Consider the following 11,586-nt stretch of genomic DNA (forward strand, 5'->3'; position numbering starts at 1 on the left):
GCGGAGATATGGGAATCAGACGTTGGGCTTTCTTAGGGTAGATTCCATCCCGGGATAAATTGACTTGCAAAATACGAATATACCGTAATTAGGATAACCGTCAGAACGCACAGGATCGTGCCATGTTTCACCATCTTGTTTGTGTCTGCGCCGAATCCAGTTGTGAGCGCGAGACACCCATTTGCCGACGGGAGTGCATAGCTGATGTTCAACATTGCTGCGGCAGCATACACAAATGTCGCAACGGGAAGATCGGCTTTCGCAGCGATAGAAATAATTACTGGAATCAGGGCTGCTGCTGCTGCCGTATTTGTCGTAATATTTGTGATTGTTGTGACAATAATTGCGAGGAGCAAGAATCCAAGTAAACTGAGTGTAAGGTATTGGTCAACTGCTGCTCCAAGTGCATCAACAGCGCCAGACAGTGTGAGGATTTTCGCAAGTGCAATTGCACCTGGCCAGATAAACAGTACCGGTAGTGGGAAGTCAGTGATGACATCAGTATTCAAAATAGTGGACGCTGACCCTGATTTTGCTGGAACCACGAATAACACTGCACAAATAATGGGGAACGCAAGCAACGGATCAAACCATGGAACACTATTTTCGATAATGCTCCCATAGAGTGGTTCTAGAAGTACGAGACCAAAGGCAAAGAGCCATGCACCGACAACGATGATTTCTTCCTGTTTGATTGAATCGAGCTTTGTTAATTCTGCTTGATAAAAGGACTTACTAGTCGGGACTTCTGTTGCGTCAATATCGAAGATGTAGTAGAGATATGTTCCAACGAGGAGGAAATTGAGAACGGTAAATGGGAGTAAATGATAGATCCAGCTCGTGAATGGAACTGAGTACCCAACATGATCACTCAATAATTCGATTGTCAAAATATCCATTCCCCCACCGAGTGGTGTTGCTGAGCCGCCAACTGCTGCACCCCACCCAATCGCTAACAATACAAGCGAGGGAAACGTTGATGCACGAATTTCATCAGCTGTTTTATACCCTTGGTAGTGAAGGATGGTGACCGCGATCGGGATGAACATGGCCGCGGTCACCGTATCTGGAATGACGGCAGAAAATACAGCTGCCAATCCAAACCACACCAAAATCTGAGATTTAGGCCCATAACCCAATTTATATAAAGACCGTAATGCCACACGTCGCGTGAATCCCCAATATTTCCAGCCTGTGGCGATGCCGACCGCGCCAAAGATGAATAAGACAAGTGGATCCCAATAGACCGAAACTACTTCTTGCCACGGTGCAAGTGGGACAACACTGACAATCACCACAGGGAGCAGAAACACGATTTCCAGCCGAACAATACCAGAAACCATCCAGATGACGATCCAGGCTAAGAGTCCGATTGCACCTTGTATTTTCCAGCTGATTGAAAACGGAGTGAGCAACGAACCCACAAAAAGGGCTGGGCCAAGGAGCAGAATACCAATTCCTCCTTTTGGGTCGTCTCTACCGCGGAATCGATCGAAATAGCCCGTGTAGGAGGTGGTATTTGCCATGATGGGATGAATACAATATATCACCCTCTCGTGGTCTCCATTGTACAAATGAAGCTGGTGATAGTATCTACACTCACTTTGCAAGCCAGCTAGTAATACTATGTGGTTTGCTGCTTATGGCATTTGAGATAGCAAACGTAAGTGAGGAAGATATATTTGATCTCAAACCATCCAGCTTCGAACGCGTAGACACCATTCAGAATATTACTATAGACACAGAAGAACCAATAAGAGATTGAATAAGTTCAGATAGTCCCTCCGAAAAGGATATCCGAAAAAGTATTGATCGAGCTGAAAGCGGGGCCCCTGCTGCTGGGAGAGCCGTGCGACAGCGATTTTCGACTGATGAAATTTTTCAGCGTGTCATTGCCTCAGCTGACGAAGAGATAGGAGCAGCCGATCGGGAACTTCTCCTCAGCGGGATAGCCGCTGGCTTTGCGATCACACTCACGTTTCTTGGCTCTGCAGTCGGTACGGCAGTGTCTTCGAACGAGTTTCTGGAAGCAATTCTGTATCCAATCGGGTTTATCTATATCATCCCATGCAGAAGGCCGAAAGCAAAGTCCTCTCAGCGGTTGTTGAAAAAGGCACGGTACCGACTTACCTGTAGGTAAACGCCTATTACGGAATCATTTGTTGTTCAAAATCGAATCGAGCTTCCGGCTCTTAGGTTCTGGCCCGCTCGAATATCGTCTCATCGCCCTCGTTCCAGATATCGGACATGATAATTGCGTTGATCCGCAGCCATTGTCGGTTCGACGCTCGTGAGCAACAGCGTCGGTTGGGCAAGTCGCGAGCGGCTAAGCTCTATTTCCCTATCACGTATCGGCCCTCAGTTCACTGAATACACGGCGTAGTTCGTCGCTCAGATTCAATTCGTTGAGCTCTGCGTCAATATCTACCTCGCCTCCTTCAAAATGGTCGCTGGCACGCTTCTGTATCACACTCAGGTGATACAGGTACGAGATGCACAGGAGCCAGAGTGCCCCATCGATGGCTTCGTCTGACTGGACATAATAGGACACCCAGCCAGAGTCCGGGAGAACATGATGTTTTTGGGCCCGTTCCTCTTCAATGAGGATGTCGTGGATGCGCCTGGCGAACGGAATATCGACAAGTCGACTATTGTGTATATGGCCGATTTCTCGCCCATTGAGGGTGAATTCATGCCCACCACCACGGTCATGCGGTTCGACGTTAATACCGGGCCAGTCACTGACGGTTGACTCAATTGTTTTCTTGGACTTCGCTGATCCCATGACCTAGAAAACGGTAGGGAGTACCATGGACATTCGCGTGAATATATTCACACCCAGGGAAACAAGCCAGTAAGCGACATACAGAAGTATATGCCCAGAGTTTGGCTAAAGATTAAATTACCGCGTGATTCAATCGTCAAGTATTCGCTTAATCACCCAGACGATGAGTTTCGGATGCTCACCTCTCATCGTACAGAGGATGGCTTACGAGTAGTCGTTGACGCAGAAACGGCAGATCCAAAGGCTTTCTTTCAGGTGCTTGATACGGCACCTGAAGTGCGGTCATATGAGGTATTACATACTGATCAGCAAGGGATGCTACTCCAAGTCGAGACAGCGGAACACGAACCGCGTGTCGCGGCGCGTACAACGGGTATGCTGCCGCAATATCCCATGGTTTTGCGCAATGGTTGGCAGACCATTGAGACGATCATATCGTGGGAACGACTCTCGAGCCTGAAAACTGAATTTGAGGAAAGGGATGTTTCATTCGAGATTCTCTCGATTTCCCAATCAGTCGAAGTGACCGATCTCTTGACTGCCCGGCAATGGGAAGTCCTTACTGAAGCCATCACGCGTGGGTACTATGATACGCCGCGTGGGTGTTCACTTACTGAGCTCGCAGATGCATTAGATGTGAACCCATCGGCGGTGAGTGGTGTTCTCCACCGTGCTGAAGAACAGATCATCAAATCGTTTGCTGCCGAGACAAAGCAAATCGATAGTCTCAACCCACCATATTAATGCTCTATATATTATATTGAATTATTAGGGTAATTTATAATCTATATAAAATTATAAAACAGATATCGTTCAGGTGATTATATAATAAATTCTCTGCATAATACACATTCTTCACGATGGTATATGATAACTATGAGATAGTCGATGACCAAGAGCGGTGTTTCACGTCACGATCGTCTCAAGAACCAGAATAGCGGAGTGCCGGCCACTGCCAGGTAGAGCAGCCGGAAGCAGGGGCTTGCTCTCTACACTGGATGTTGGCTCGCACCAACGACCAAAGGGAAGATGAACATGTTTGTGGCGACGGCGCTCCTCAGTGAATTCGAGGTAGTCGTGAATATCTTCACGCGAATAGCGATAGTTCCGCCACACATAGTAGATAGTATGGTTGCAATACGACCAAACAGGCGGTATCAACATCAGTTTCGTCAATCCAATCAACCGCAGCGACAGACGGATCGGTCACTCCGATTGGAGAAGCGAGATCTATGTTGAGCGACGCCGATAAACGACTTGTCGACCGCTACTTCGATGAGATACTAAGCGGGGGGGATTTCAGTGTCAATGACGAGATACTTGCACCGGACTTCACTATCTATGGTTTGGAGACCCTCCGAGACAGAGATCAGTTTCTCGAAGTTCAGTCGACGGTGCTTCGTGAGGCATTCCCTGACCTGATATTCGAGTTACACGATGTATTTGGGGACGAGAACAAGGTTGCGGTTCGGGCCACGATGCGAGGGACGCATCAAGGAGAGTACCTTGGGATAGCACCAACGGGTAACCAAGTTGAGGTTGAAACGATAACGATACTTCGAATCTCTGGAGAGCGGATTGTAGAGGTCTGGTCGGAGATGGATTCATTAACTTGGTTTCAGCAACTCGGAGCCGTTCCACAGATGGACTGGCAAGCAGAGGAACCGAGCACATATCGAGAATGACAATACCACTATACAATCATGGAAAACAAAGATACACAAGAGCGCGGAACGTCAAGGGAGCAAATCACAGAAATAGTCTCATCGTGGCCAGGGATTTCGGTAGACGAAGGTCGATTTAATTCGACGAGCTTCAAACTCGCGGGCAGAGAGATCGGTCACCTTCATCCGAGACTAGCAGACATAGACTATCCAAGATCGCTCCGAAATCAGTTGATTGCAGACGGTTTAACGGAACAACATCATGCTGTTCCAGAGCACCCAAATGCAACAACCTTCCACATCGAATCAGCCGACGACATCGACCATGTTGCCTGGCTGTTCCGGCTCTCGTACCTCATTCGTGTAGCAATTCAGCAGGAGGTCGGGAAGGGGGAATCGGAATCCGTCGAAATCGACATCCAGAAAGGACTGGACGAGCTTGCACCGAGCAATACAGTTCGCAATGCTTTCGAGGCCGCACTAGTGGGATGATCACGTCGATTTACCCGGTTTAGATCTCCGCGTTGAATCGGCTAGTCAGGAGCCAAAGAAACAGCCAAACACGAAGCACAGGCTCGAGAGTGTGACACTAAACATCCAGCATAGTCGTGACCCATACCTTTCAAGATATAATTGATAAGATATTAAATCTAGTTTTCCCACACGCTTTCGTATACGCGGAGGAGATTGTCACCCATGATTCCCCATACCTCACTCTCGGTAAAGCCGTGGTTGAGTAGGGATTTCGCCAAATTCGGCACGTCTGCGGCTGACCGAAGGCCTTCCGGATACTGATAGGGTGGATCCGAATAGTACGGATTCTCTTTTAATGACTGCAACTCTTCCGCCGGTAAATTATCGACGAAATCAAGCCCCAAAGTGATGTTTTCGGCTCCGACAAGATCGTCCAAGTACTCGACGTACTCAACCAATTTCTCGACGGAAGGGCTATTATCCACGAAGTCGGGGTACGCGTTAATCCCGACAGTTCCCCCAGTCTCGATGGCTGCCTTAATCTGTTCATCGGAGATGTTCCGAGGGTGATCGTGAACGGCACGGGGATTGGAATAAGAGAACACGGTCGGCTGTGAGGCGACCTCTAATGCATCGAGAGCAGACTGGGGCCCGACGTGCGAAAGGTCGAGCAGGATGTTCTGCTCCTCTATCGACCCGATAACCTCGATTCCGTAGTCACTGAGTCCGTCATCGACGCGTTCAGTACACTATAAAGTCGTCTTAGCCGTGCAATGGTCGAAGCTGCCAGCGACCATACGCGACGAACGTCGCGAGAAGGCCGATCACGAACGGGTAGAGCGCAAGTACACCCCCGCCAGCGACAAGAGTGAGCACGGTTGCACCAGTCATGATGATTACTAATCCGGCAGCCGCCAACGGTGTGAGACCTTCACGAATATGTAATAGTCCGGGAAGAAGTAGTCCGATCGCTCCAAGTACTTCGGCGACGCCGATAAATTGGACAAACAAGCCCGGCAGCGGAATTGGCATTTGTGCGAGAATTATCTCAATTGGAGTGACCAACTTCACACCGCCTGCGAATAGGAAAACAAGGGCGAGCAACCCTTGGATCACCCATAGGGAGTAGTGTATGATTTGAGTTTTCCGTCCTGTCTTTCGAACGTCTTTCTGTCCACGGGAAAGGGTGTTTGCTGTCATTTTAGTTCTTCCTTTTAGCTCAGTACTATTAGCGATACGGCACGTACCATCTCACAATCGTTTACAAGTATAGAGAAGACTGAAACAAGCATGGAAGTAGTGCCGAACCTTTTCGGTAGTTTTTAAGCTATGACTGTTGCTAACAGCCACTAATTTGATATTACGACGACATCTTAATAATGAAGTTCTCGTACAATCGCTCTATTTCGCCATCAAGCCGGAATAGCACCTCTCTAATCATGACGAGTTCAGCAGCGGATTCAATCTTTGATTTCGCGCTATCGCGATTTCGGATGATCGGCCTGATGTATTCACTTCTGGATTCGTCCTCCTCCTCCGCTTCATCCTGTAAGGGCTTAATTTCCTCCTTTTCAAACCTGATAGGCATGTTCTCCGTCCATTGGTGGACGATTACGGGCGCATTTGTTTGAAGAGTCAGTCAGACGTGTGTGCGACGCATTTCGAGTGGATCTGAAGTTGGGAAGGTGGATTTCTCATGCGCGAGGCATGGAGAAACCAACCTCAGCAACCTAAATATCGTTGTGATCGATGCAGCATCGCTTGACTCGTCGGCTTCAGTGGCTAAAGACTCTTGATTTCGAGAACTGAGAGCATCCCTGCTGCCGCTACTCTTCGACAGAGATCAGTGGACACTGACAGAGAGAACTCGTGCTTCGATCTTCTGGAGGTGCTCGCCTACTGTCGCCTGACTCAATTCCAGCGCGTCGGCAATGTCCCCTATCGTCGCTTGCCGCGGGACTTCGTAGTATCCCTGTTCGATGGCCACGTTCAAGATCTCTCGTTGGCGATCAGTGAGTACCGAACTGAGGCGATCTTCGGATCCATACTCGCTGACTCGCTCAATTTCGATATCGATGAACTCCGCTGATTTGTCGAGAATCCGGTGTAGCGACTCGTGTTCTCCAATGAATGTCACTCGCAGGCGATCGTCGTCCAGAAACTCTATCGGCATCGTCATGATAACCTCGGATTTTTGCACTGCCGAGAGAATACCTCCGAGGGATTCGTTCATCTTGCAGTGAAGATATACAATACCATCCCCTTGTTCAGGAATGTCGTAGTGGATAACGTCTGGATGGTCATTGAAAACCGCTCGAGCGTAGTCAAGATTATCGCGAAACTGAAAGAGCATAATAACCGTCCCATCAGACAATAAATTGTAGTGATGCAAATATTCGCGTTTTGCCTGCTCTGAATCTAACGCACCAAATACGGAGACAAGCCTTTGATCACCAGGGTCTACTACGACTGTTAAACGTCTCATGGCCGATTCCTGGGATGTATGACCATCCGTATTTGCAAGGGAGCCTGTCGATGAATCGTCCACTCACCGGGATAGTAGCTATGCTCTCCCATGGTTCCACTCCTCGTATCGAAGAATGACATCCTGCTATTTAAAAATCACCGAAGGTGTTCGGTAGAACCTCCATGCTCCATTCGGTCTTCTCTTGGTCTGTACTAGAACGTGAGGTACTACAGATGAGTGACATTGATACAGTAGAGAGCAGTACAGGCAAGACATCCGACACGCATCGAAAAGTGGTTGTCTCGGAGTACGTATCGCTGGATGGCGTGATGGAAGCCCCAGGGGGAGAAGAAGGATACAAACACACTGGTTGGACATTCAAATTCGACCGTGGCCCCGAAGGCGACGAGTTCAAACTCGAGGAAGTATTGGCAAGCGATATACTTCTGTTGGGTCGGGTGACCTATGAGGGGTTTGCAGCGGCGTGGCCATCTCGGGATGACGAGTATGCAGATAAGTTCAACAGCATGGACAAGTACGTCGTCTCAACGACCTTGGAGGAACCTCTCGAATGGAATAATTCGACGGTGATCGGAGAGAGCGTCGCGGATGAAGTCTCCAAGTTGAAACAGGAGCCAGGTGGTGATATCCTAGTTCATGGCAGTGCACAGCTCGTGCAGACGCTGATGGAACACGATCTGGTTGACGAGTACCGACTCATGACCTTCCCCATTGTTCTTGGGAGTGGTAAGCGCCTCTTCGGAGAGACAAGCGATACGACTACTCTACAACTTGTAGATACAGAGACGGTCGGTTCGGGGATTGTTATCCTTACTTACGAACCAGCACAAGAAGAAACGGAAGCTGAGGAATGAAAATGAGTAACGTAATCGTCGACATAGGGATGTCGCTGGACGGATTCATCGCCGGACCGAACGCTGGTCCACAGAACAATCTCGGTGATGAAGGTCGGCGACTCCATCAATGGATGTACGATGTCCATAGCTGGCGCGAACGCCAAAACCGCACCGGTGGCGAGACTAACAGGGATGATGAACTCGTCAGAGAGGCCTTCGACCGTATCGGAGCGTACGTGATGGGTCGTCGGATGTTTGACGAGGGAGAGGTTGGCTGGCCGAATCCGCCGCCTTTCCGCGAACCAGTGTTCGTCCTCACTCACGAGGAGAGAGAACCCTGGGTCAGAGAAGGCGGAACGACGTTCACCTTCGTCACCGATGGCATTGAGACCGCCCTAGAGCAGGCAAAGGAAGCAGCAGGCGAGAAAGACGTCAGAATCGCGGGCGGCGCGAACATCGTCCAGCAGTTCATCGAAGCCGGACTCGTGGACGAACTCCAGATCCACCTCGCACCCCTCCTACTCGGCGACGGAATCCGGTTGTTCGACCACATTGATCGAGGACCAGTTGAACTGGAGAACACACAGGTCATCGACTCTCCCAAAGTCACCCATCTCGAATATCGCGTTTTATAGAAAATAACCATGAAAAATTAGTGTTATTTGTTCAAGGCGGGGAAGGGAGGCTTATACTAAAGATGAAGAATTAGCAATAAAATTTCAGGACGTATTGGGAGCGTCATAGAGCGTGCAGTATTCAAAGGTGTCACATGAAGACCGCCCTGAATATGAGATAGGGAACGATCAAATCACAAAAGAACTCGCTGTGTTAGATGGCGAGGTGATTCTGATCGGGCATTCTCTGGGCGGTTCAATTCTCCTGAGATGTCTCTCCGAAGAGACGTTGACAACCTCTATTGCTGTCCTATTCCTTCTTGCACCACCCTACTAGTGCGGTGAGGATTGGGAAGTGAGCGAGTATACACTGCGAAACAACTTCGCGTCGAACCTCCTCAAGGAGTTGCTCTCACCGGGTCTCTACAGCAGCACAATCAGTTCCTCTTGCCCGGAATCCTCATACAGGCGATCTCATCTTAATCACCGTCTAGACGGGCATCGGACTGAACACGGACATCGACAAAGGATTGTTCGACCGGTTCCAGTCACTCCCGATTTGGCAGCCAGCACCACTGGTCGGAGCATTCCTCGTGACGTGCTGCGCTATTCAATCGCGGCGTTCATGGTTGTCGGGCTCGGCGTTATTCTGGGCTTTCGGCCCGAAACCGGTGCCATGGGTGTGATTCTCGCGCTTATGCTAATACTCATTTTCGCGTTCAGCTTATCTTGGATTTGGATCGTCATCGGGTTGATCGTTGAGAATCTCGAGTCCGTAAGGTAGATCACGTCGTTAACGTTGGTGACTTCGGCTCGGAAGACACGCTCAACGCCGAGCTCGGCTAGCCGTCGGATGGACTCCTTCGCCTCGTCCGTGTCCAACTTGCGTTGACTAGGGGCGGCATGAACCGACGGTTCTCCCTTCGTAACCTGCGCGGGGGTAGCGGCATCGTGCTTGTCATCGGAGTCGCGGAGTGCGCTCGCACCCATATTGCCTTCGGGACGAGGGTTCACTTCTGTTTGCTTAGTCGACTTTCATCCCTGATGCCGCGATAAACTCCGAGATGATGTGACCCTCGGCACGATGAAGGATGTCACTAGCAGTGGATTTGCTGATCTCGAGTTCCGCTGCAAGGTCCGTAAGTGAGCATTCGCGGGGACTATTGTAGTATCCACGGGAGAATGCTTCGGTAACTACTCGTCGCTGTCGATCAGTGAGGAGAGTCGTTGGATCGGCCAGAGAAGTGATTGAGACGACATCGTACGTCACATCGTTCATTTCGAAAGCTGCTTTGAGCTGTGAGAGTTGCTCTTGGGTAGTGAACGTCTCGACGATCACCCACCCGTTCTGAATTGTGAGCGGATAATTCGGGAGAACTTCCACAGAATGGAGCATCTGATACGGTGCCGGTTGCTGCATGACGTGTTGAATCAGCAACGACTGATCAGTGCAATTGAGCACGTCGTATGATTGCACGTGTGCAGCCTCCTCGAAATCCTCGATAATGGTTTCGGCATTCTGTGTCTCAGCCTCCATGAGCACACATATGCCTGATTCAGTGTGGAAGGAAGCGAGAATCTTGAACACGTCGTCAGGATGTTTTCTGAAAAAATCGTCGAACTGGTCGCCGGGCGGCTTGATTTTGATCGTTGCCCGAGGCATGTTCGGATTTTGCGTGAGAGAATCATAAACACTACGAACATGTTCGATGCAACCTTCACAGAGAATAGACTCTTACTGTGGAGTGTGAATCAAGAACTGAATGACGGCTGCAAGAGCAGCTTAGACACAGACAATACTACTCAAACTGTATGTGATACGTCACGTATATCGAATATTTCGGAGGAAGACAATCAGCAATCTGTACAGAAATCAGGCTCGGTGAGGAGCCAACCCACACGTCGGGGAGTCGTCCGCCTAGTAGCAAGTGGAATCGTCGTCGGTGTCGCTGGATGTACCAGCAATAACGACGGGAGCAAATCGTCGAAATCAGCGGTCGATTATCAGGACAGTCCACGGAACGGGAACCAGTGCTCCGAATGTCGATATTACCGCACGTCTGAGGACGGTGAAAGCGTGGGGAGCTGTACTAAGGTCGAGGGGGATATCGCCCCTGAAGCGTGGTGTAATCTTTACGTGTCAGGATGAATACCAAAACAGAATCAACGACGTCCGTCGAGACTGACGATCAAATATCTATACGCGTTCTGTGGGCACAACGAGGGTACATCCTGTTCGCTAGCCTGTTCGTCCTCGGCATCCTCGGTCAGGTGTTCATTGCTGGAATGGCCGTCTTTGTCGATCCTGCACACTGGAACTTGCATGCGAGTTTCGTCCATTACATCCAACTGCTCGCTATCATCATGCTTGTTCTGGCAATTCTTGGGGGGCTCTCGCGGTGGTTGATGCTGTCCCCCATTGTGTTGTTTTTGTTGATCGTCCTTCAGTACGCCACTGCACTCGGATTCAGTGGATCGGTCGTCGCGGCGCTCCATCCCGTAAACGCGTTGGTGATCTTCGGACTCGCATCGTTGACCACCTACAAAGCATGGCGAACCACTGCAGACTCTCCTCCTGCCTCTTGATCCACTGTTCTAACAGATACTCAACTGTCCCCTTCGTACCGTCGACTTGTGGCGGCCGTGGCATTCGTGCAGTTTCGTCGTTTGTTCGGGAGGGACACTGCAAATGAAGTTCAACCCATATGTTTAATTCAGTCTACTT

General features: G+C 49.8%; 16 protein-coding genes and 1 pseudogene. 9 read left to right on the forward strand and 8 right to left on the reverse strand.

The window, feature by feature from the left end:
- Window positions 1-32: 32 nt before the first annotated feature.
- Window positions 33-1,526 (reverse strand): SLC13 family permease, encoded by a 1,494-nt coding sequence (locus tag LIX15_RS31225; protein ID WP_227778677.1) that lies wholly within the window; start codon window positions 1,524-1,526, stop codon window positions 33-35.
- Between the two features lie 323 nt (window positions 1,527-1,849).
- On the opposite strand from LIX15_RS31225, the gene LIX15_RS34150 reads away from it, so the two are divergent.
- Complete coding sequence (locus LIX15_RS34150) at window positions 1,850-2,140, forward strand: formate/nitrite transporter family protein (RefSeq protein WP_497007448.1); 291 nt, start codon at window positions 1,850-1,852, stop codon at window positions 2,138-2,140.
- Window positions 2,141-2,344: 204 nt separating this feature from the next.
- Here the strand turns inward: LIX15_RS34150 and LIX15_RS31230 are convergent, their stop codons facing one another.
- Entirely contained in the window at window positions 2,345-2,785 is a 441-nt protein-coding gene (locus LIX15_RS31230; RefSeq protein WP_227778678.1) for a luciferase domain-containing protein, read from the reverse strand.
- Between the two features lie 90 nt (window positions 2,786-2,875).
- On the opposite strand from LIX15_RS31230, the gene LIX15_RS31235 reads away from it, so the two are divergent.
- From LIX15_RS31235 to LIX15_RS31245, 3 genes are all read left to right on the forward strand, one after another.
- On the forward strand, window positions 2,876-3,529 hold the full coding sequence (locus LIX15_RS31235) for a helix-turn-helix domain-containing protein (protein ID WP_227778680.1): 654 nt from the start codon (window positions 2,876-2,878) through the stop codon (window positions 3,527-3,529).
- Window positions 3,530-4,017: 488 nt separating this feature from the next.
- A complete protein-coding gene (locus tag LIX15_RS31240) occupies window positions 4,018-4,470 on the forward strand; it encodes an ester cyclase (protein ID WP_227778681.1) in 453 nt (150 codons plus the stop codon).
- An 18-nt stretch (window positions 4,471-4,488) separates the two neighbouring features.
- On the forward strand, window positions 4,489-4,941 hold the full coding sequence (locus tag LIX15_RS31245) for a luciferase domain-containing protein (RefSeq protein ID WP_227778684.1): 453 nt from the start codon (window positions 4,489-4,491) through the stop codon (window positions 4,939-4,941).
- 158 nt (window positions 4,942-5,099) lie between these two features.
- On the opposite strand, the pseudogene LIX15_RS31250 reads toward LIX15_RS31245, so the two are convergent.
- The 4 genes and pseudogenes from LIX15_RS31250 to LIX15_RS31265 all read right to left on the reverse strand — a co-directional run.
- A pseudogene (locus LIX15_RS31250) lies at window positions 5,100-5,648 on the reverse strand (dipeptidase); the annotation flags it as partial.
- 37 nt (window positions 5,649-5,685) lie between these two features.
- The gene (locus LIX15_RS31255) at window positions 5,686-6,123 is read right to left on the reverse strand and encodes a DoxX family protein (protein WP_227778685.1); all 438 of its coding nucleotides are present in this window, start codon (window positions 6,121-6,123) and stop codon (window positions 5,686-5,688) included.
- 160 nt (window positions 6,124-6,283) lie between these two features.
- Window positions 6,284-6,511 carry a hypothetical protein gene (locus LIX15_RS31260; RefSeq protein WP_227778687.1) on the reverse strand — a complete coding sequence of 76 codons (228 nt, stop codon included), beginning with the start codon at window positions 6,509-6,511 and terminating at the stop codon, window positions 6,284-6,286.
- 255 nt (window positions 6,512-6,766) lie between these two features.
- Entirely contained in the window at window positions 6,767-7,408 is a 642-nt protein-coding gene (locus tag LIX15_RS31265) for a helix-turn-helix domain-containing protein (protein ID WP_425556827.1), read from the reverse strand.
- Between the two features lie 215 nt (window positions 7,409-7,623).
- Between LIX15_RS31265 and LIX15_RS31270 the strand changes: the two genes are divergently transcribed.
- The 3 genes from LIX15_RS31270 (at window position 7,624) to LIX15_RS33540 (ending at window position 9,198) form a co-directional block, all read left to right on the forward strand.
- A complete protein-coding gene (locus LIX15_RS31270) occupies window positions 7,624-8,265 on the forward strand; it encodes a dihydrofolate reductase family protein (protein ID WP_227778690.1) in 642 nt (213 codons plus the stop codon).
- A gap of 2 nt (window positions 8,266-8,267) precedes the next feature.
- A complete protein-coding gene (locus LIX15_RS31275) occupies window positions 8,268-8,882 on the forward strand; it encodes a dihydrofolate reductase family protein (protein ID WP_227778692.1) in 615 nt (204 codons plus the stop codon).
- 127 nt (window positions 8,883-9,009) lie between these two features.
- Complete coding sequence (locus LIX15_RS33540) at window positions 9,010-9,198, forward strand: alpha/beta hydrolase (protein ID WP_227779291.1); 189 nt, start codon at window positions 9,010-9,012, stop codon at window positions 9,196-9,198.
- A 269-nt stretch (window positions 9,199-9,467) separates the two neighbouring features.
- Here LIX15_RS33540 and LIX15_RS31285 read toward each other — a convergent pair whose 3' ends face one another.
- On the reverse strand, window positions 9,468-9,851 hold the full coding sequence (locus LIX15_RS31285; RefSeq protein ID WP_227778694.1) for a hypothetical protein: 384 nt from the start codon (window positions 9,849-9,851) through the stop codon (window positions 9,468-9,470).
- A 34-nt stretch (window positions 9,852-9,885) separates the two neighbouring features.
- Window positions 9,886-10,524, reverse strand: a complete 639-nt coding sequence (locus LIX15_RS31290) for a helix-turn-helix domain-containing protein (RefSeq protein ID WP_227778696.1) — start codon at window positions 10,522-10,524, stop codon at window positions 9,886-9,888.
- Between the two features lie 39 nt (window positions 10,525-10,563).
- On the opposite strand from LIX15_RS31290, the gene LIX15_RS31295 reads away from it, so the two are divergent.
- Complete coding sequence (locus LIX15_RS31295) at window positions 10,564-11,010, forward strand: high-potential iron-sulfur protein (protein ID WP_227778698.1); 447 nt, start codon at window positions 10,564-10,566, stop codon at window positions 11,008-11,010.
- Window positions 11,007-11,447 (forward strand): DUF6220 domain-containing protein, encoded by a 441-nt coding sequence (locus tag LIX15_RS31300; RefSeq protein WP_227778700.1) that lies wholly within the window; start codon window positions 11,007-11,009, stop codon window positions 11,445-11,447. The genes LIX15_RS31295 and LIX15_RS31300 overlap by 4 nt, the downstream gene beginning before the upstream one ends.
- Window positions 11,448-11,586 lie beyond the last annotated feature (139 nt).

The organism is Haladaptatus pallidirubidus, from assembly GCF_020700235.1.
GTDB classification, from domain to species: Archaea; Halobacteriota; Halobacteria; order Halobacteriales; family Haladaptataceae; genus Haladaptatus; species Haladaptatus pallidirubidus.